Here is a 20,687-nt window from a genome sequence, read left to right as displayed (position 1 = left end):
TTTATGAAAACGACTAATAAGTATTATCGTATTTACAAAGTGTTATCGATGTTCTTTATAAGCTTTTTCCAAATATATTCGTATAAAATGAGGAGAAAGTCTGATACAGACTGGGATATGCTTTGGGAAAAAATAGGGGAGCGGTTTAGGAAAACACTTTTTGAATTAGAGGGGCTCCTTATCAAAATCGGACAGATGCTTAGTATTCGTGGCGATATACTGCCGAATGCGTTTATTAAACAATTACAAGACCTTACAGACAATGTGCCACCTTCTCGTTTTGAGGAAATTGAGAAGATCATAGAAAAAGAATGGGGCTGCAATATAAACCAACACTTAATTTCTATTGAAAAAAAAGCCATTGCATCCGCATCTATTGGCGAAGTATATAAAGGCGAGTTAAAAGATGGTTCTACCGTTGCCATCAAAGTGCAGCGCCCGTATATTGACTCAATCATTAAAACAGATTTTCGAACAATAGGATTCATTATTTGGTTTGCCGATCATTTTATACCGATTCCAAAAGGATTTATTAACTTAAAAGTTTTGTTTAATGAACTAAAAGAAGTGATTGATAGAGAATTAGATTTTTTAAAAGAACAAAAATCTCTTCTTACGTTTAAGGAACGTTTTAATGATGATGAATGCATTAAAATCCCTTCTGTTTATCCCGAATTGAGTACTCAAAAAGTTCTTGTAATGGAATGGGTAGAAGGGAGCAGGATAACTGAAGCTGAGACTCTAAATCGACTATCAATTAACCGAAATGAATTGGCTCATAAACTCATATCGGTGTTCCTTCCGCAATGGCTGGAGTCAGGGATTTTTCATGCAGATCCGCATCCCGGAAATGTTCTCGTATCGAAAAAGGGGAGCATAATCTTACTAGATTTTGGTATGGTGGGAGAAATCTCAAAAAAGGATGCTACCAATTTCCAATCCTTAATCGAAAGCTTTCTTTCAAAAAATTATGCAAAAGCAGTTGAATGTTTTGTTCAATTGGGATTCGTTTTGCCAGAAGCGGATACAAGAACGATGGAAAAACTGTTAGCTGAACTTATGTCCTTCCAATCTTTCCAATTGAAAGATATAGATTTAATTGCATTTAAAATGGAAATGAATGACATCATTCGAGCACTCCCTATTCAAGTTCCAACCCGATTTGTATTTTTAGGAAGAGCTTTCGTCACAATCGAAGGAATGATTCGTGAATTAGTACCGGAAGAAGATTTGTTCGATTTAATAAGATCTGCTTTTATGGAGTGGTTAGAAAAGAAGGGGGATAATAAATGGACTTTTGTTTGGCATTGGGTCCAATCGCAGCCCTTATTTAGAATTGTTTATTCTATAAAAGAGTTTCTAGCTTTACCGCAGCATATTGAACGGATAAAAGAAGTTGAACAAAGAAGGCATTTTCAATTTACGATTTATGAAAATAATAAAAAACGGTTCTATCAAATAATGCTCATTAGTGCAATTGGAATGCCATTTGGTTTTTATATAACACAACCTATACTTTGGAAGCTTGCGATTGGTATATTTGTTATTAGTAGTGTTGGGTATCTAATATGTGGCTCAAGGCAGAAAAAATGGATGAAATATATGCATGATCATAGAAGAGGATGAGGGAGAGAGGAGTATTGTTTCTTTCCCAAATTCTTCTTTTTTTATTTGTTTAAAAACCCCTTTTCTCCTTTTTCGCATAAAAAAAGTTTATGGACTTACTGCTATCCATAAACTATAGTTAGATATTTAAACTCCCATTTTTCTTCTAGTGTTGCTTGTTTTTTTCGTTTGCTGGCTTTTTAACTTTTTTGTTTCGGTGTTGCCCTTTACACTAGACTTAGAATTTTGGGCAGCTTTTTTTTCGGCAAGTTTTTTTTGCATTAACTCTTGTAATGATATTTTTTTGGGACCTTCAGTCATTATATATCCTCCACCTATAAGTACTTTAAAGATAGTATAAAAAATAATTAAGTAATTGTATAGTATGGGATGAATATTTATCTGTTCTAATGTCGTAATTTTTATTCCTAATTTTCTTGTTTTTAATATCAGTTAATGTAATAATTAGGAAAATATTAAATCTAAAAACTTTGATGAGAAGAGTAAATCAATGGATTCTTGTACAGAGAGCTTCGGTAGCTGAAAAGAAGCAAAGAAAAGTTGATTGAAGATGGTCTCTGAGTTGCATAGCTGAGCTTTAATTTAAAGTTAGGCTATGACGAGATTTGGCACTCGTTATAAATGTCAAAGTATAAGAACGTCTTCGTTCCGTACTTAATGAGGCTAATCATGCGAATGATTAGTGAAAAAAGGTGGTAACACGAGCACAACCTCGTCCTTTGACAATTTTGTCTTGGGGCGGGGTTTTTTATTTTATTTAAAGGAGGAAATATAATGAGCATCTTAATTGGTGGAGCATGGCCGTATGCTAATGGATCTCTGCATATTGGTCATATTGCGAGTTTATTGTCAGGCGATATTTTAGCACGTTATTATAGGGCAAAAGGTGAAAAGGTACTATATGTATCAGGCAGTGATGTTAATGGTACTCCGATTTTTTTGAAAGCAAAACAGGAAGGAGTTGCCCATAAGGAAATTGCTGATAAATATCACGGAGAGTTTAGTGATTGTTTTAGAAAGCTAGGATTCACATACGATTGTTATACACGAACAGATACCACACTCCATCACGAAATTGTGCAGGCTTTATTTTTAAAGTTATTAAATAACGGATATATCTATAAAAAAGAGGTCGAGCAAGTATATTGTTATACTTGTAATCAATTTTTGCCGGATCGATTTGTAGAGGGAATATGTCCAAACTGTAGTAATGAAGCGAGGGGAGATCAGTGTGACCACTGCTCGCAAATATTGGATCCTTTAGATCTTTTGGAGAAAAGCTGTAAAATATGTGGTGATTCTCCTTCGTCAAAGAAAACTGAACATTTTTATTTCAGATTAAGTGCATTTCAATCAAAATTAGAGGAATATGTTAATTATGCCAAAAGACATAATTTGTGGCGAACGAATGCTATTCAATTGACGGAAAGATATTTAAAGGAAGGATTGCATGATCGGCCCGTTTCTAGAGATTTACCAATTGGAGTCCCTGTACCTGTTAAGGGATATGAAGAGAAGAAAATCTATGTATGGATAGAAGCCGTGGCAGGATATTTTTCCGCTAGCAAAAAATGGGCGAAAGACTTTAATCAAAGTGATGCAGACTATTGGAATAAAAATTCAATATCTTATTATGTACACGGAAAAGACAATATTCCATTTCATTCTATTATTTGGCCATCAATCTTAATGGGAGCGGGAATCAATAGTTTGCCTACCCATATTGTATCTAATGAGTATGTAACATTGGAAAAGAAAAAGATTTCAACAAGTAAAAACTGGGCAGTTTGGGTTCAAGATCTTTTGAAAAAATACGAACCTGACTCCATACGCTATTTCCTAACAATTAATGCACCTGAAAATAGAGATTCTGACTTTTCGTGGAGAGAGTTTGTTTACAGTCATAACAGTGAACTATTAGGGGCATATGGAAACTTTGTCAATCGAACATTAAAATTTATTGAGAAATCGTATGGAGGGCAAGTCCCAAAAGGAAACATTAATGAAAAAATAAAAGATGAGGTTGCAAAACTATATACTAATGCAGGTGAGCTTATTGAGAAAAGCCAATCTAAACAAGCATTGGAATTGATCTTTGAATTCGTTAGACGTGCGAATAAATATTTTGATGACGAAAAGCCTTGGATACAAATACATGACACTCCAAGAGAATGTGAAAATACATTGACAACTTGTGTATTTATTATCATAAATTTGGTGCAGCTTTTACATCCATTTTTGCCATTTTCAAGCGAAAAGATAAATGAAATATTAACAATACCAAGCTTTGAGTGGAGTATAATAGAGAACACTGCATATTCTTTGAAGAGAGTAGATCCTTTGTTTAAGAGGATAGATATTGAAAATATTGCAGTTGAAATAGAAAACTTAAAAAAACAATTAGAAAAGTAAAAAAAGGTAAAAATAAAAACCATCGTTTCCGTTGTGGGAATCATGGTTTTTATGTTTTATCATATAAAGTTGATCTTTTTTGGTTTTTGTTTTTCGTGTTCTCATATCAGCAAAAGCAAATGGGCTTCTGTTGTCAGCTGGATTTCTACGTCCTCCACGAATTAATTTTTGTCTTTGTTTTTTTGCTTTGGAAGATGCCAATTAAATCACTCCTATTAGTAAATGATAGATACTATATCAATAATTATATTAGAAAACGAATTGCTATGCCATATTTTATTAATATGAACAAAAGAAGAAATAAAACAAAACTTTTCGTAAAGGTTTTTTGAAAAGTTTTGTTTTTCAATTATAAGGATAGGTCTTTTTAGGATTATATATTAGTAGTTGTGAGTAAATTCAGTATACGTACAATACTACAAAATTTAAGAGGAAAATTTTTAGTCACTAGGACTAGATGGAAGTTATTTGGGTAGTATTTGAGGTTCCGTGAATGGTTAAGTTGATATTTGATTTATTAATATTGTTATTTAGCTAAAAATCCGTCTCCTAAACGCTTCACAACTGCTTTTCCCGTATGTCCTTTTGTCACATTTCTTGCATCAAATACAAGAGAAGCATGATTTAATATTTTTTCAAGAGGAATGGCCGTATGGTCACTTAATATAATCACACAATCGACCTCCTCCAGTAAGTCTTCTGTTATGGCGGTATTCTTATATAATTTATTCCCAATATTTAATGAAGGAATATACGGGTCATGATATAAGACTGAAGCTCCTTTTTTGTTAAACTGCTCAATTATTTCAAGAGAAGGAGCATCACGAGTATCTGCAACATCCTTTTTATAAGTTACACCATAAATCAGAATTTTTGATGAAGAAAGTTTTTTGTTTGGTTGTAGGACCTCATCTGTATGGCGAACAATATAATCAATCATTTTTTGGTTTACTTGTTCGGATATAGTAATAAAGTCACTGTTTGTACCTATTTGCTGAAGTTTCCATTGAAGGTAAAGAGGATCAACAGGTATGCAATGTCCCCCGATACCTGGACCTGGATAAAATGGCATATATCCGTATGGTTTTGTCCCTGCAGCCGCAATGACATCCCATATATCAACCTGTAATTGATCGCATAGCATTGCCATTTCATTTATAAAGGAAATATTAATGAAACGAAAGGTATTCTCAAGGAGTTTGGTCAATTCAGCTGCTTCTGTTGAGGAGACCGGAACAACTTCGCTATAAATTACACTATAAAGAGACACTGCCTCTTGTTTACATCTGTTTGTCAGCCCACCAATTACTTTAGGAATTTCTTCTATGCCATATTGACTGTTACCAGGATCAATTCTTTCTGGAGAATTGGCTAAGTAAAAATCCTCACCTACTTTCAATCCACTTTTCTCAAGTATTGGCAAGAAGACTTCCCTCGTTGTACCGGGGAAGGTCGAGCTTTCTAGTACAACCAATTGCCCTTTTTTAAGCCTTTGTTGAATTTCTTCCCCTACGTTAATAATAAATCGTAAATCGGGTATTTTCTGTTTTGTAAGGGGTGTTGGCACACAAATAATAATTGTGTCAACGTCCTTGATAACATCAAAATTAGTAGTAGCCTCGAATTTTCCACTTTCTATAACTCTGTTTAACCTTTTGTTAACAATGTCTCCAACATAGCTTATTGAGTGTTGAAGTTTTGATATTTTACTCTCATCCACATCTATTCCAATTACTTGAAAACCTTTTTCGGCAAGCATCATAGACAATGGAAGTCCTACAAAACCTAATCCTATTACAGCTATGTTTTTTCTTATGAAATTTGATTCACCGGTGTTCATTCATCTCCCCCGTCTCAACATTGAAGTAATACATCTAAATTATGTTTACAGGTTAAATTGGAAATGGACAAACAACATATTTTTTACAATTTGTGCAGAGGTACTATAAATGTTTTCTCGATACATAATAGTTTTAAAGAAAAATTGTCGATAGGAATGGTTTTTTGCCGTTACTGTGTTGATGAAAGAGTCATAGATTATGGAGAATTATCTAAATGACTATATCAACAGGAATACAAACGGTTAATAAAAAACGGATAGGATTTCGATAAAACTTATCAATTGAAAGTATGTTGGCGCCAATCCTTTTTCCGATATTTTACATGTACCGTAACGTTTTTTGATATAGGGATAAGGAGTATATGATGATTAATTTAGTCAATCTAAAGCGTCAGTTTCAAAGTGTAAAAGAAGAGATACTTCAAGGGATTAACGATGTTATTGATAACGGGAACTACATTTTAGGTCCAAAAGTGAAGGAACTCGAAGAAAAAATTGCGAGAAAGCTAGGCGTTCTGGAAGCAATTGCTGTGGCAAATGGTACAGATGCGCTGATTCTTACTCTAGAGGCTTATGGAATAGGAAAGGGAGATGAAGTCATTACAACACCATTTACTTTCTTTGCTACGGCAGAAGCAATCTCGCGTGTTGGAGCCATCCCCGTTTTTGCTGATGTAAATCCTTTAACCTTTAATCTAAACCCTAAAGAAATTGAAAAAAATATAACGTCATCAACTAAAGCCATCATTCCAGTTCATATCTTCGGGCAGCCTGCAGACATGGATGAAATCAATGAGATTGCCAAAAAGTATGGATTGTTAGTCATTGAAGATGCTTGTCAGGCATTTGGTGCTACGTATAAAGATCAGTGGGTAGGAAGTTTAGGAGATGCAGCTTGCTTTTCTTTTTTTCCAACGAAAAATTTAGGAACAGTTGGTGATGGGGGAGTCATTACTACTTCAGATATTAAGCTAGCAGATAAAATTAGAAATCTTCGCACTCACGGAACTACTAAAAAATACTATCACGATAGGATAGGGTACAACAGTCGTTTGGATGAAATACACGCAGCTATTTTACTTGTTAATCTTACAAAAATTGATCAATGGAATGTAGAAAGAAGAAGGATTGCGGACCGTTATCGACATTTTCTTAAGGAAGTTCCTAATTTACAATTACCTAGTGAGGCATATGATCGAACACATATTTATCACTTATTTTGCATTGAATCTAATTTTCGTGATGAAATTATAAATGCTCTGGCAAAGGAACAGATTCAAACAGGTATTTATTATCCACGTTGTTTACACCTCCAAGAAGTATATCGCTCTTTCAACTATAAGGAAGGAGATTTCCCAATCTCTGAATCGTTATCTGAAAGATTATTTGCTATTCCTCTTGATCCATTTTTATCCGAGAGTGAACAAGATAGAATTATAGATATTTTATGCGATATGGGAGGTGCCTAGATGGTCGTACGATTTGGCTTGATAGGCTGTGGCTATATTTCCAATAAACATCTAATGGCACTCTCGTCCTGTACGGAGACTCAGTTAACTGCAGTGAGTGATCTTAATCATGAAAGAATGGAGGAAGCGGAGAAATATTATCAAACAATCTCAGGTCAGGAGAATCCAATTAAGTTTTATAAAAATTATAAAGAAATGCTTGAGGACGAAAATATTGATGCCGTGATTATAGCATCGTTTTCGGGTCTTCATGCAGAGATGGCAAAGGCATCACTCACAGCAAACAAACATGTTATTTTAGAAAAACCAATGGCTTTATCTATAAAGGAATCCAATGAATTAATTCATATAGCCCAAAAACAAAATAAGGAACTTATGATCTGCCATCAGCTTCGTTTTATGCCAATTATGCAAAGGATAAAGAAATTAATTAATAAAGGGAAACTCGGAAAACTGTTTTTAGGTGTTTGTTCAATACGAATTAATCGTTCCCCGGAATATTATTCATTAGCTTCATGGAGAGGAAAATGGGAAAGTGATGGCGGAATGCTCATTAATCAGGGTATTCATGTTATTGATTTACTTCAATGGTTTTTAGGCGACGTTGAAACAGTATATGGAGAGATAATACAGCATTTATCACAGTTAAAGGAAACTGAGGACGTTGCGGTAGGAGTCATCCGCTTCCGTAATCAAGCGAAGGGGATTATTGAGGCCAACATAGTTACCAACCCTAATAATTTAGGATACTCGTTATCCATTTTCGGGGAAAAAGGAACCATTTGCATTGAAGGTCCTTCACTCAATAAAATTTCTAGATGGTTTATTGAGGGAGAGGAAGTAAATATTGAGGAACTTAATAATCTCATTAATGATAAAAATGAGGAAATTTACATGTATGACAATTTTCTTGAAGCCGTAAATTTCGAAAATAAGCATGTATTGATTGATGGAAAGGAAGGAAAAAAAGCACTTGAACTGATTTTCGCCCTTTATCAATCAGCTCTTAATGATGAAATTGTGAACTGTCCTTTAAAGGCATTTGCAACATCTGACATGAACAGAAAGAAAGGAGATTAATCGATGAATTTAGGAAAAGTAGTGGTTACTGGTGGAGCAGGCTTTTTAGGTTCACAGCTTGTTAAAAGGCTGCTTCCGTTATGTGACCATGTTTATGTGATTGATGATCTATCAACAGGAAACAGAGCTGCACTCCCTGATTCTGAACACATCACATTTTATGAAGAAAGCATTACAAATGAAAAGATATTGGAAGAGATATTACCAAAGGTCAATTATATTTTTCATTTTGCGTGTAAAAATCTAATTTTGTCAGTTGAAAATATAGAAAGTGATTTTGAAACGAATTTGTATGGAGGGTATCTACTCCTTCAAAAGGCTCAAGAATACTGTACAGAATTAAAAAGGTTCGTTTATGCTTCTACTACCTCAATATACGGTCAAGCCTCTACTATACCTACCCCTGAATCATACTATAATATCAACCTTCCGTATGCCGCCAGTAAATTCTCTATGGAGCATTATTGTAATGTTTATCATAAGATGTACCAATTACCAGTCAGTATACTAAGATTTTCAAATGTATATGGTCCTGGCCAGCTTTCCACCAACCCCTATTGTGGTGTCGTTGCAAAGTTTTTTGAAGCAGCTCAAAATGATCAACCTATGATTATTTATGGTGACGGAAGTCAGACGAGAGATTTTACATTTGTTGAAGATGCAATGGATGCTATTATCCTAGCAGCTACCCGCGAAAAAGCAATTGGGCAAGTTTATAATATCGGAACAGGAGTGGAAACAAGTATCCTCGACCTTGCTCAAGAAACAAAAAAAGCCAGTAGGCACTTAGATCTTCCACTTAAGTTTGAGCCGAAACGGAAAGTTGATGTGGTGGAGAGGAGATGTATTAGTGCCGAAAAAATTAAGAATGAGCTTAATTGGAACCCCCGTCATTCTTTAGAAGAAGGAGTTAATAAAACGTATTCTTGGCTAAAAGGAGAGGAGAACAATTAGGATTTTTCACGGAACGACTGAAATCGCAGGTCAAATGGGAATCTTGAGTAGTGCCCTTATTAACAAGGGACACTACTCTCTTGGTTACAATACCTTTAATTCCTATTTAGGTTATAAGGATAATCTAGTTAATATCGATGTTGAAGCACTTGAGGAAAGCTATCAAGAAATTCTTGAATCATATGACGTTTTTCATTATCATTACGGGACGACTCTAAGTCCGGATTTTAGCGATTTGCCCGAGCTTAAAAGAAGAAATAAAAAAATGATTATGCACCACTGGGGAAATGACGTAAGGTTTCATGATCAAGCAAGAAAAAATAATCCTTATGTCTATACAGGCGATTCACCACCAAATGAAGTAATACACGATAAACTAACGAAGATAACAGCTTTTATCAAGGAAGCTATTGTTCAAGATTATGAAGTAAATGAATATGTGAAGGATTATTACGAAAAGGTACATGTATTACCAATTGCTATAGATCTTGAACAATTTCATCCAAATTATCCATCTACAACAAAAGAAAAGCCTCTCATTCTTCATGCTCCAACAAATCCTGACTTTAAAGGCACTTACTATATTGAGAAGATCATAGAAAAATTAAAACAAGAATATAATTTTGAATATAAAAGAATAGAGAAAATGAGTCATGAGGAAGTTATTAACATTTACAAAGATGCTGATATAATTATTGACCAAGTTTTATGTGGATCTTACGGGTTACTTAGTGTGGAATCTATGGCACTTGGAAAACCTGTGCTGACTTATATTCGCCCCGACCTTATTTCTACTTTCCCTGCTGAATTACCTATCGTAAATAGCAATCCTGATAATTTATATAACCAAGTAAAAATGCTGCTTGACAACCCAGATAAGCGTAAAGAACTAGGAATGAAAGGACGTCAATATGTAGAAATGTATCATTCACATGATGTTGTAGTAAATCAATTGATTGATATATATATGAATCTTTAGGAGCAATAGCAATGTGGCTAGTTCAAAAATGTACAATTTTTGAATTAGCCACTGTTTTTTAGTTAGATTAAAAAACATCAAATTGGAAGGTACCTTTCTATCTGTTTAAAAGAATTACGTACTGATGGAAATGAAGCTGTAGGGTATAGTGGATTATATTTATTTTTTATAAAAGAATAGAGATAAGCATACTCCCTAGGACGGTCTTTATAAATTTTTCGCATTGTTTGATTAGGAAAATGATAAACTAGCAAACTATCGTTCATATATTTTTTGAAAACACCGGAGTTTAAATAATCCATAAAATGATTTTCTTTAAAAAGAGTGCCTTTTCCAAAAATAATTTGTATGCCTGTATGGTAATGTTTAGCGAAATTCGTCGAGTTATTAATCCAATTAAAATTAGGTCCTTTTTCTCCATAATAATTAGGATGGGTACATGCTGCATTGAAACCAAACTTTTTCCATTTCATACAACCAGCTGAGCCATACTGCTGCAGCCATAAGGAGAGAAGACCTTGTTTACGAATAAAATTAGTTACACTTTTAACAAGTTTTTCGTCTCCACTATCAATTGAGGCGCGCGGCCATACAAACCCTTTGAATGATAATTTATCATGTAAATGTTTAGACTTTTTCCACTCACTTAAAAACTCCAGAATCCACCATTTTATTGCTTCAATTCGGTTTGATTCGATTTTAAAATTAATAATATTACCATTCATTGTTCCGAAATTAGTTTGAGTATGAGTAGGGTATGGAAGTGTTACCCATATATCTGTTTTATTTCCTATTTTTGTATTGGTTGCTGCAGCATCAAAATTGTAGTTTTTCATAAATAGTCTTTTTAATGCTAATTCCCAGTCCTCTTTTTCTGCTAATAAACCAAAATTCGCATACATCGGGTAAAGAAAACGATTTCGTCTCCCACTGATGGTGTGGAAAATCAAGCCTCCAAACATTGTGTCTACGACTTTATTATTAACTAGATAAGACTGGTAAGGTCTTAAGTCTATAACGTTCCATTTAGAAATCCGGCTTTCTGATTGGTCTCCACACGGAAGTAGGCATATATGATTTTGTACGCCGAGCTGATTTGCTGACATATAGTTATTTTTTTTTGACAATAAAATCCCACCTTTTTAATGTCCTATTTTACAGAATATGACTTCCTAGTATTTACTGTGTGTCCGCAATTTATTCAATTCTAAAATGTGATATAACCAATTTGTCCTTTCAGAATATACTAAAACGAAAGGAGAGATTTATATGAATATTGTGCATGCCCCAACAGAAATAGCAGGACAGATGGGCATTCTTTGTAAAGAGCTTAGAAAAAAGGGGCATAACGTTTCCGGCTACAATTGCTTTCATACCTACTTAAGCTATAAGGGAGATATTACTAATACCGATGCATGGGAATTGTTAAAAGAATTGGATTTCCTCATAGATAATACAGATGTCTTTCACTTTCACAATACCAATACGTTTCTTCAGAATTTCGAAGACCTCCCCATACTTAAAGAAAAGGGAAAGAAAATGGTGATGCAACATTGGGGGAGTGATGTGCGTACCGTTAAAATGGTTAAAAAGCTAAACCCTTATCCACTTGAACCAACCTACTACACTGATAGCGAAATTCACAAACAACTCACCTTTATTTCTAAGTATATTGATACAGCGATTGTTCAAGATTTTGAAGCCTATCATTATGTAAAAGACTATTACAAAAATATTTACGTATTACCTTTGGCATGTAATATTAATGATTTTAGAGTGTCTTACCCATCAGTAAACAATGATAACCCCCTTATTGTTCATGCTCCAACCAACCGAAAATTTAAGGGCTCTCATTATGTTGAGAGGGCCATTAAAAAAATTCAAAACAAAGGTAAGTTTACCTATAAAATTATAGAAAAAATGAGTCATGAAAAAGCAGTTTCAGAGTATTTAAAAGCTGATATCATTGTTGACCAATTATTGTGTGGAACATATGGAATGCTTAGTGTAGAAGCAATGGCAATGGGGAAGCCGGTTGTTGCATTTATAAGAGATGATGTTCGTGAAAAGTTTCCAAAAGATCTTCCAATTGTTCAAGCAACACCAGAAACTCTTGCAGATGTTCTTTTAGAGCTCGTACAAAATCCTAAACGACGTCATGAACTTGGAAAAGCAGGGAGAAAGTATGTTTCAAATTACCATTCAGCTGAGCGTGTAACAGATGAACTTGTAAAGATTTATCAGAAACTATAAAGGTATTAAAATAAGAGCTTATATGATTAACAAAGCTAAGTTTGTATTCGGAAGAAAAGGAGCTCCTAGTATGATAGATCCAACAGCAAAAATAGGAGAGAGCGTTTCTATTGGAGAGTATGTGGTGATTGAGGAAAATGTTATAATAGCTGATCACGTAACGATTGGACATCATGTAGTGATTAAAAAGGATACAATAATTGGACAATACACGCAAATTGGAGATTTAAGTGTTCTAGGTAAACCTCCATCCTCCAATAAAAAAATGAGGCGCAAAACAGAAAAAGATCTTGAGCCTCTTATTATTAGAGATCATGTTATTGTCGGTTGCAATAGCGTTATTTACCGAGAAGTAAAACTTGATACTGGCGTGTTTATTGGTGACTTGGCAAGCATCCGTGAAAAAGTAATTATAGGTGAAGATAGTATTATTGGTAGAAACGCAATAGTAGAAACTAATACAAAAATTGGAAAGCGCGTCACCATTCAGACCGGATCTTATATAACCGCAGATATGATCATTGAAGATGAGGTTTTTATTGGTCCATGTTGTTCTTCATCCAATGATAAGTACATGGGTAAGGGGAATTTCATGCATCAAGGTCCAGTTATCAAAAGAGGAGCTAAAATTGGAAACAACGCCACTTTGCTACCAGCCGTGATTATTGGTGAAAATGCGATTGTGGGAGCCGGAAGTGTTATAACGAAAGACGTTCCTGCAAATAAAACAATTGTTGGAAATCCAGGTAGAATCATTAAATAGCATAACTATTGTAAAATATTCAGATACATTATGTGATCTTTAAAATGAAGATCACATTTTATTTTGCTACTACTAATCTTCTTTTATGAAACTATTTTTTATAAATATTCGTATAAGAGTGTAAGACAAAGTTTAGGAGGTTGTTCCGATGAAAAAAAGTGGAATCATTGGCGCAGTAGCTGTCGTTATCGTAATTACTACATTTTTTATATGGTATTTTAATACGGCTTCAGGGCAAAGAACTGTTAAAAGTTGGCAGTCAAATAATTCCGGTGGTATAGAAAGAATTGTCAAAGTATATAGCAATGATGGAAAATTGATCGAACAATATGAAGGAAAAATTGATATTCAAGATACGGAGTATGGAAATAAGGTATTGTTTGATTTAAACGGAAAGCGCGTCGTGATTTATAATGCAACGGTAGTTACGGAGGAAAAATAGATAGATTATGTATATTAATGGATTATCGATTATAAGAGAAGTAACGCCTTCGCTTGTCCCATTAATAAAATTGATATGCCGAAATAATACGTGACTGATGTTTTGAGCAAAACTCGCGTCCAATCAACAGTTAAGCAAAATTCGGACATCTGTCTGGGCATATGTACCGAGGCAAAAAATGGGGGACAGCACTTAACAAAATGGTTTCATAATATATGTAAAAAGACTTAGCCAAAGAATTATTAATAAGGCTAAGTTTTTACATTCTTAAAAAAAATTAAATCTTTAATACAAGTGACTGGTCAATTTCAGAAATGGATTTTCTTCCACATATGGCCATTTGCAGTTCCGTTTCTGCAATGAAATTTTCTGCAACAGCCTTAACTCCCGTTTCTCCTGCCACGGCAAGACCATAAATATAAGGTCTACCAATTAATACACCTGATGCCCCTAATGCTAAAGCTTTAATGATATCGGCACCGCGACGGATTCCACTATCCATTAATACAGGAACTTTATGTTCAACTGCTTCACAAACAGATGGAAGGGCTTCTAATGTTCCAATGGCCCCATCCAACTGTCGCCCACCATGGTTTGATACTATAATTCCGTCTGCTCCGTGCTCCACAGCTAATAGAGCATCATCTGGATGAGTAAGACCCTTTAATAGAACCGGTAAATCAGTTTCCTTTTTAATGAATTCAAGGTCTTTCCAAGAGAAGCCTACATTATTTCCTTCATCTAATGCTTTTTTACAAGCAGCCTCTAGATTTTTTTCTGGGGGGGCGTCAAGCATGGAGAGGAAAACAGGGTCGGTAAAGTAATTCCCCATACCCTGCCCGGTTAAAAAAGGAAGGAACGCGTTTCTAAGGTCTGTTTCTCTCCAGCCTAAAAGAGTTGAATCGATGGTCACAACAATAGCCGAAAACCCGGCGTTTTCTGCTCTTTTTAAAAAACTTTTCGTAAGCTCTTGATTTATTGGTGGATAGAGTTGAAACCACCTAGGAGAATCCCCCATTACCTCTGCAATTTTTTCCATAGGAGTACTAGACACGTTACTTAATATATACGGAATTCCTAATGAGGTTGCCGCTTTAGCAGGGGCAACCTCCGCATCGGAATGTACAATTGAATTTACTCCAATTGGTGCAAACAAAAAAGGAACAGGATATTTTTTTCCAAATAATGAAATTTCTAAGTCTCGTTTTGAAATATCCCGACAAACCCTGGGTCGGATTCGATATTGTCTGAAAGCCTCTTCATTTGCCTTCATTGTGTCACCAGCACCAGCTGCCCCATAGATATAACCGAAAGGACCGGACGCTAATTTCTTTTTTGCCCTTTCTTCCCACTCAGTAAAAGAAACGGGTAATAGTGTGGCCCCGCTATCTGCACTTTCATAGTATCCCATTTGTATTTTTTCGCAGTCTTTCAAATATATCACCCTAGATTCGTTTTATCAGGTAATAGTTTTGTCTATTTTGTTTGTTTTAATCGGAAAAAGTTTAGGCAAATTATTTGTTTGTAATTTTATTCTTTTTTTTAAAAATGCAATAACTTTTTGAAGTTACTTAGTAATGGAATAATATATAGATATAAGGGAGGTTTATATGAAATTTTATCTATTATCTTCAAAAATTGGGAATGCATTTGATATTACAACAGATATAGAAAGAAAAAATAAAAGTGATGCAAATATTTCAGACCTTGAAAAATTGGTTTTACAGTTGATGTTAGATTTATAAAGGTATTTCCACAATCTGAACTCAATCTATTTGAAAAAATAGGGATATTTACGTATTAATTACATAATTTTGGATCGTAAAGGGGTTGTTGTTATGGGTATGGACTGGTATAACATGATAGCAATGAAACTTGGCGGATACTCTAAAAATTGGGAATCAGTAAAGGAAGGTATTTCAGGTGAAGATATTTTTGAAGAACAACTAAAAGAACTCCTTAAAAAATATCCGATAGCTTTAGATACAGGTTGCGGTCATGGTAATTTCACATTAAAAATGGCTCATTTTGCAGAAAATATTATTGGATTTGATTTTTCCATAGAAATGATTAAAAAGGCTAATCAACTTCTTGAAGAAAGTCAAATTACAAATGTGCAATTTTACCATTTGCATGCTAAAAACTTGCCATTCCAAGACGAACATTTTGACATCATTTATAATCGTCGAGGACCATTAAGTATTTTTAGAGAGATAAGGGTCCTTAAAAATGGTGGCATTATTTTTGGAATTCATATTGGAGCGTTAGATGAAATTAAAAATGAACTAAAAACTAACGGTTTTCATTCAATCGAAATAAATGAATATAATGTGAATGAATATTTTTCCACTGAAGAGGATCTTGCTAGATTTTTCACAAGAATACCTGGAAACATTGATTACTTAGATTCTAAAAACCAACCACAGTTAAAAAATCTAGTAGAAGCTTATCAAACTAATAAAGGACTAATGGTTCCAGAAAAACGATTTATTTGGAAGGCTTTTAAGAAATAAATAATTGATTAGTTTTTAGAACTTTTTTTCATAATTTTTTGTTCCTATACAAGAGAAATTTTCGTTGAAGAATACATACTACATAATTAATAACAATTAAAGCTTATATAACGTGGATTTTAAAAACAATGGAGGAAGATTCTCTTTAAATCGTATAATTATTACTAACTATAATTCGATTTTATTTCTATTAATATTTTCGAGTACTTCTGTTAGTTTTTGAACTATCCATTGAGAAACCGACCATTACCTATGATAATGTTTTAACTATGCCCAATATCTGAATATTATTTTCTTGAGGTGAGGGGAGAAAGCAAATGAATCTAGAATTGATGGATATTTTTCGCATGGAATATGACTTTAGTTGGGACACTCAGACCTGGTTTTTACCCTTAGAATCTGCTCTTGAGGGTGTAAATTCCACTGATGCAAGCTGGCAACCCCCTGGAGGAGGGAATACAATTTGGCAAATTGTAAACCATCTAAATTATTACAACGCCCTACTTGTTAGACAACTCAATGACACACAGCTTAGAAAAAAGGCATCTAATAACAAAGCTACATTTGGAGATATCGGGGAACCTGTTTCTGAAAAATGGAAGGCAGTCTTGGCAGTGAATACATTTGGCGATATCGGGGAATCAGCAGATTCTGAGAAATGGAAGGAAGTCTTGGCAGAAACACGCATCATTTGTGAAAATTTGCGTAAATCACTAGCACAAGTCAATGACAGTAAGTTGGATGAGGAACTTGTTGGGGGTCTGGCTCGTCAAATTTTGCACAACGTATACCATATAGGGCAAATTGTATTAATACGAAAACAACAAGGCTCTTGGCCAAAGGAGCGAGAATAGTTGTATATTCCGGTATAGGGCGCGATTGTGGAGCAATCAAGGTAGAGAAAATAGTTAAGCTTTAGAAGTCCTAGCTTTTCACTTTCAGTCAAATAATGATTGTAACTCTAAATAATACTCAAATTTTTCATGAATATATTTTTACTAAAAAGTTAAACGGTGATGTGATTTGACAAATATAAACAAATTTAATGGGAAATCTATAGTTTATTCTAAATTCCGTCCAGATTATCCGGATCAATTAGTAATCGATTTGATCGATGAAAATAATTTAAATGATAAATCAGTTGTCGCAGATATTGGATCAGGGACTGGAATTATGACAAGGAAATTACTAAATTTTGGCTTAAAAGTATTTGCAGTTGAGCCAAATATGGAAATGCGTACAGTCGCTGAAGAAAAACTAAAAAGTTATAAATTCTATTTTTCAGTTGATGGTTCTGCAGAAAATACATCATTAAGTCCGAGTAGTGTAGATTTTATTACCGTTGCTCAAGCATTTCACTGGTTCGATTTGAGAAATTTCCAAAGAGAATGTCACAGAATTTTAAAGCCGCATGGTAAAGTTGCAATCATTTCAAATGAACGAATTAGAGAAACAGCGATCAATCAAGAAATAGAATCTATTTTTAAACGATTCTGTCCTGAATTCAAAGGATTTTCTAATGGATTAGTTGACTCGAAAGATATTTTCGATAGATTCTTTAAAGATGATTATTCATTGAAAATGTACGATAACCCACTAATGTATAATAAAAAAAGCTTTATTGGCCGGCATCTATCCTCATCTTTCTCTCTAAATGAAGATCACGAATACTATCCAATGCTTGTAGAAGCATTAACCAACACATTTGAAAAGTACCAGAAGAATGGGACTATCATATTGCCTAACGTAACAAAGTGTCGATTTGGATTTGTAAATAATATTTAATTTTAATTTCTAATATTTTCTTAGAATAACTGAAGTTGATACTCTAAATCTGCCATTCTTTGTATTTTAGACACTTCTGACGAGTGACACAAAAGTCCTTAAATTGCAGGGTTTTTGTGTCATTTATTTTGAGAAGATATTGAATAGAAGAGGGATAGGGCTTTTGTGTCTGTTTTTAACATAAAAGGACCTACTTACTTGGAAAAATGTTAAGTGACAATATAGTTGCTTAAAACTTTTAGTAAACTAACTGGCAGTTTGTTGAACAAACAGGAATAAATATTCATAGAGTCGAAAGTTACTAATGTAATGAAAAACTAGGAGCGAAGATATGTCATATAATCCAAAAAAGATCAGTTTGGAAGAAGCGCGTTTATCTGGTATAGATCTTAACTTTGAAATTATGAATAATGGGGAAGAGCGATATAGGCTAGTTAGTTCCGATGGCAGTTCTTATTGTCGTACTGTTGGCTCAAGAATTGGTGCTTGGCAAAATAGCCATTATCACAAATCTGTTTCTGAATTTTATGTTGTTCAATCAGGTTAGATTGTTTATGCAGAAATTGGTTTGAACGGAGAAGTTGATTTGCGTTTTCTACGGGAAGGGGAAAATGTAAGAGTAAACCCATTTGTACATCACAATATTTACCTGTCTTCTAATTCAATAATGCATACTATCAAATATGGTGGTGGGAATCATGGAATTGATTGGTTTCCGTCGGAGGAATTAGATAATATAACAACAAAATTAACGGATAATGACTTGCTTGGGATCAGTAAAAACTAAGACAGTTGTTATTCAACTAAAGAGGGCGTTAATCAGAGAGGTACTGCACCCCAAATGTTAGACACGAATCTAACATTTGGGGTGCAGTACAAGAATGATTAAAGCTTTTTTTGTTGAAGTTATTGAGCTAACTGAGCAGATTAGTGGAATAAAAAGTGAATTAATCCATTATTATGTGTATTATGTTAACTGCATAAATCAGTTGTACAGAGGTTATAAAGTTATTTAATTTGCAATTATTTTGCGGTAATGAAATTAAATATCAAATAAAGGAAATATCTTCTTGACTGTCGAATAATATTCTAGAACCATAATTAACTATTCCGATGAGGAGGATTCTTGTGCGTTCACGACCATTATCTATTGAAAATCCAGAGCATGCTAGGTATGTTAGTCTTGTGCCAGATGGAGATATTGAAGAAATACTTAGTAAGCAACGAACTAAGACCATTACCCTCTTGAGCAGCATATCAGAGGAGTCAGCAAGGAAGGCGTACGCACCAGGGAAATGGACTTTAAAAGAAGTGATTGGGCATATGACCGACTCGGAACGTGTGATGTCGTATCGAATGCTTGCCATTGCACGAAATGAAAGTGCGCCACTCCCAGCAATGGATCAGGATCAATACGTTTCTGCGGCAAACTTCAACAAATTATCTTGGGAGCAGCTAATAGCTGGTTTAGACACGGTACGCTCCAACACGTTAAGTCTTATTTCAACCATTGATGATGCAGCATGGGATCGTAATGGAACTGTAATGAACAGCCCAGTTTCGATAGGTACCATTGCATATGGAATTGTCGGGCATGAGTTACACCATTTGAAAGTGATTAGTGATAAATACTTATAAGTCTTTTTTAATATTAAACTTCCTTAACGTTGTAAAACCGCATTTTCCAGACGCTACTGTACAGAGATAATAAAGTTGTTGTTTAATTTACAATAAAGGCATTAAAAAAAATAATGTTGTTTAAAAATCCTTATGTCACTAACGGTGCAGGTTAATTAAATATAGATGGTAATTATTAGAGAAATTTAAGTAAAACTGATTAATCTTTTAGAAACATTAAATACACCGAACACTAGAATTGTTATAAAATAAACGAGACAAGAGATATTATATCGTCAATAACGGTGATTGAGAGGAAATAGTATGTTTAATATATTTATACCTGATGACGAATTAATAATTGTAAGAGCGAAAGAAGATTTTAGAACGAATGGATATAACGTTAAAAAAGGCGAACTTTTCAATGCTTCAGAAAAAGAAGGAGTAATTGTAAATGGTAGTTTCGCGTGTACTTTAGGTAGTCCTAATTTCGAGGCTTGGTTTGAAATAATCGCCTAAGATAACTATTAAACTGACTGATTCATAAATTTGTTGTCAATACTGAAAGCAGGGATATATTATGCCTTGCTTTTTTTATTTCTACTACGTATATTTCTCCTATAAAGCCCTTCAGAGCAATTTGAGAGGCTTTTTATTTATAAATACCATGATTTGATATAAATGCTTGTTAAACTAAAGGGTACGATAGTCCAAGAAGGATTATCGCTTATTTTTGTTGAAGTTATTGTACTAACGTGGCAGTTTAGTTCAAGAGAGGTTTAACGTGTATTTCAACAGTCGGTCCATTTAATGGAGCAAAGCGCAGGAAAGGTTAAAAAGAAGGTAGAATCACTAAGTTATTTAATTAACTAGTTGGATAGTTAATAAAAGTAGTGTCCGTGTTAAAATATCAGGGAACGCAAATTCTTATAGAGAGTCTAAATAGGAGGCGTA

The 20,687-nt window shown here is 34.1% G+C and carries 22 protein-coding genes and 1 other annotated feature; of the genes, 17 read left to right on the top strand and 5 right to left on the bottom strand.

Annotated features, from left to right (window positions below; translation table 11 throughout):
* Positions 1-3 precede the first annotated feature (3 nt).
* Positions 4-1,626 carry an ABC1 kinase family protein gene (locus KHA97_RS03890; RefSeq protein ID WP_213123418.1) on the top strand — a complete coding sequence of 541 codons (1,623 nt, stop codon included), beginning with the start codon at positions 4-6 and terminating at the stop codon, positions 1,624-1,626.
* A 126-nt stretch (positions 1,627-1,752) separates the two neighbouring features.
* Here KHA97_RS03890 and KHA97_RS03885 read toward each other — a convergent pair whose 3' ends face one another.
* On the bottom strand, positions 1,753-1,926 hold the full coding sequence (locus KHA97_RS03885) for a hypothetical protein (protein WP_213123417.1): 174 nt from the start codon (positions 1,924-1,926) through the stop codon (positions 1,753-1,755).
* 161 nt (positions 1,927-2,087) lie between these two features.
* Positions 2,088-2,349 (top strand) — a binding site (T-box leader).
* A gap of 51 nt (positions 2,350-2,400) precedes the next feature.
* On the opposite strand from KHA97_RS03885, the gene metG reads away from it, so the two are divergent.
* Complete coding sequence (metG, locus tag KHA97_RS03880) at positions 2,401-4,038, top strand: methionine--tRNA ligase (RefSeq protein WP_213123416.1); 1,638 nt, start codon at positions 2,401-2,403, stop codon at positions 4,036-4,038.
* Here the strand turns inward: metG and KHA97_RS03875 are convergent.
* Together KHA97_RS03875 and KHA97_RS03870 are read right to left on the bottom strand one after the other, a co-directional pair.
* A complete protein-coding gene (locus KHA97_RS03875) occupies positions 4,027-4,239 on the bottom strand; it encodes a hypothetical protein (RefSeq protein ID WP_213123415.1) in 213 nt (70 codons plus the stop codon). The genes metG and KHA97_RS03875 overlap by 12 nt on opposite strands.
* A gap of 325 nt (positions 4,240-4,564) precedes the next feature.
* The gene (locus KHA97_RS03870; protein WP_213123414.1) at positions 4,565-5,878 is read right to left on the bottom strand and encodes a nucleotide sugar dehydrogenase; all 1,314 of its coding nucleotides are present in this window, start codon (positions 5,876-5,878) and stop codon (positions 4,565-4,567) included.
* 365 nt (positions 5,879-6,243) lie between these two features.
* Here KHA97_RS03870 and KHA97_RS03865 point away from each other — a divergent pair, with 365 nt between their 5' ends.
* Genes KHA97_RS03865 through KHA97_RS03850 form a run of 4 tightly spaced genes read left to right on the top strand, consistent with a single transcriptional unit; the run spans position 6,244 to position 10,360 of the window.
* The gene (locus KHA97_RS03865; protein ID WP_213123413.1) at positions 6,244-7,347 is read left to right on the top strand and encodes a DegT/DnrJ/EryC1/StrS family aminotransferase; all 1,104 of its coding nucleotides are present in this window, start codon (positions 6,244-6,246) and stop codon (positions 7,345-7,347) included.
* The gene (locus KHA97_RS03860) at positions 7,348-8,427 is read left to right on the top strand and encodes a Gfo/Idh/MocA family protein (RefSeq protein WP_213123412.1); all 1,080 of its coding nucleotides are present in this window, start codon (positions 7,348-7,350) and stop codon (positions 8,425-8,427) included.
* Between the two features lie 3 nt (positions 8,428-8,430).
* The gene (locus tag KHA97_RS03855; protein WP_213123411.1) at positions 8,431-9,381 is read left to right on the top strand and encodes a GDP-mannose 4,6-dehydratase; all 951 of its coding nucleotides are present in this window, start codon (positions 8,431-8,433) and stop codon (positions 9,379-9,381) included.
* A 34-nt stretch (positions 9,382-9,415) separates the two neighbouring features.
* The gene (locus KHA97_RS03850) at positions 9,416-10,360 is read left to right on the top strand and encodes a glycosyltransferase family 4 protein (protein WP_213123410.1); all 945 of its coding nucleotides are present in this window, start codon (positions 9,416-9,418) and stop codon (positions 10,358-10,360) included.
* Positions 10,361-10,437: 77 nt separating this feature from the next.
* On the opposite strand, the gene KHA97_RS03845 is transcribed toward KHA97_RS03850, so the two are convergent.
* Positions 10,438-11,487: a DUF4855 domain-containing protein gene (locus KHA97_RS03845; protein WP_213123409.1), complete on the bottom strand. Its 1,050-nt coding sequence runs from the start codon at positions 11,485-11,487 to the stop codon at positions 10,438-10,440.
* A 142-nt stretch (positions 11,488-11,629) separates the two neighbouring features.
* Here KHA97_RS03845 and KHA97_RS03840 point away from each other — a divergent pair, with 142 nt between their 5' ends.
* The 3 genes from KHA97_RS03840 to KHA97_RS03830 all read left to right on the top strand — a co-directional run bounded on the left by KHA97_RS03840 (position 11,630) and on the right by KHA97_RS03830 (position 13,818).
* Complete coding sequence (locus KHA97_RS03840; RefSeq protein ID WP_213123408.1) at positions 11,630-12,613, top strand: glycosyltransferase family 4 protein; 984 nt, start codon at positions 11,630-11,632, stop codon at positions 12,611-12,613.
* Between the two features lie 70 nt (positions 12,614-12,683).
* On the top strand, positions 12,684-13,376 hold the full coding sequence (locus tag KHA97_RS03835; protein ID WP_213123407.1) for an N-acetyltransferase: 693 nt from the start codon (positions 12,684-12,686) through the stop codon (positions 13,374-13,376).
* A gap of 148 nt (positions 13,377-13,524) precedes the next feature.
* The gene (locus tag KHA97_RS03830; RefSeq protein WP_213123406.1) at positions 13,525-13,818 is read left to right on the top strand and encodes a hypothetical protein; all 294 of its coding nucleotides are present in this window, start codon (positions 13,525-13,527) and stop codon (positions 13,816-13,818) included.
* 277 nt (positions 13,819-14,095) lie between these two features.
* Here the strand turns inward: KHA97_RS03830 and KHA97_RS03825 are convergent, their stop codons facing one another.
* The gene (locus KHA97_RS03825; protein WP_213124296.1) at positions 14,096-15,229 is read right to left on the bottom strand and encodes an alpha-hydroxy-acid oxidizing protein; all 1,134 of its coding nucleotides are present in this window, start codon (positions 15,227-15,229) and stop codon (positions 14,096-14,098) included.
* Between the two features lie 199 nt (positions 15,230-15,428).
* Here KHA97_RS03825 and KHA97_RS24240 point away from each other — a divergent pair, with 199 nt between their 5' ends.
* The 8 genes from KHA97_RS24240 to KHA97_RS03790 all read left to right on the top strand — a co-directional run bounded on the left by KHA97_RS24240 (position 15,429) and on the right by KHA97_RS03790 (position 20,252).
* Positions 15,429-15,563, top strand: a complete 135-nt coding sequence (locus KHA97_RS24240) for a hypothetical protein (protein WP_267912405.1) — start codon at positions 15,429-15,431, stop codon at positions 15,561-15,563.
* Positions 15,564-15,656: 93 nt separating this feature from the next.
* On the top strand, positions 15,657-16,331 hold the full coding sequence (locus KHA97_RS03820) for a class I SAM-dependent methyltransferase (protein WP_213123405.1): 675 nt from the start codon (positions 15,657-15,659) through the stop codon (positions 16,329-16,331).
* Between the two features lie 317 nt (positions 16,332-16,648).
* Entirely contained in the window at positions 16,649-17,185 is a 537-nt protein-coding gene (locus tag KHA97_RS03815) for a DinB family protein (RefSeq protein ID WP_213123404.1), read from the top strand.
* A 169-nt stretch (positions 17,186-17,354) separates the two neighbouring features.
* Positions 17,355-18,116, top strand: coding sequence for a class I SAM-dependent methyltransferase (locus KHA97_RS03810; RefSeq protein WP_213123403.1), 762 nt, complete (start codon positions 17,355-17,357; stop codon positions 18,114-18,116).
* Positions 18,117-18,447: 331 nt separating this feature from the next.
* On the top strand, positions 18,448-18,663 hold the full coding sequence (locus tag KHA97_RS03805) for a hypothetical protein (RefSeq protein ID WP_213123402.1): 216 nt from the start codon (positions 18,448-18,450) through the stop codon (positions 18,661-18,663).
* A 39-nt stretch (positions 18,664-18,702) separates the two neighbouring features.
* Complete coding sequence (locus KHA97_RS03800; RefSeq protein WP_213123401.1) at positions 18,703-18,903, top strand: hypothetical protein; 201 nt, start codon at positions 18,703-18,705, stop codon at positions 18,901-18,903.
* 341 nt (positions 18,904-19,244) lie between these two features.
* Entirely contained in the window at positions 19,245-19,754 is a 510-nt protein-coding gene (locus KHA97_RS03795; RefSeq protein ID WP_213123400.1) for a DinB family protein, read from the top strand.
* 303 nt (positions 19,755-20,057) lie between these two features.
* Positions 20,058-20,252: a hypothetical protein gene (locus tag KHA97_RS03790; RefSeq protein WP_213123399.1), complete on the top strand. Its 195-nt coding sequence runs from the start codon at positions 20,058-20,060 to the stop codon at positions 20,250-20,252.
* Positions 20,253-20,687: the final 435 nt, after the last annotated feature.

The sequence above is a fragment of the Lederbergia citri genome, from assembly GCF_018343625.1.
Classification (GTDB): Bacteria; Bacillota; Bacilli; order Bacillales; family Bacillaceae_C; genus Lederbergia; species Lederbergia citri.
The sequence above is the reverse complement of the archived record's forward strand: the minus strand, read 5'-3'. Positions and strand labels throughout refer to the sequence as shown.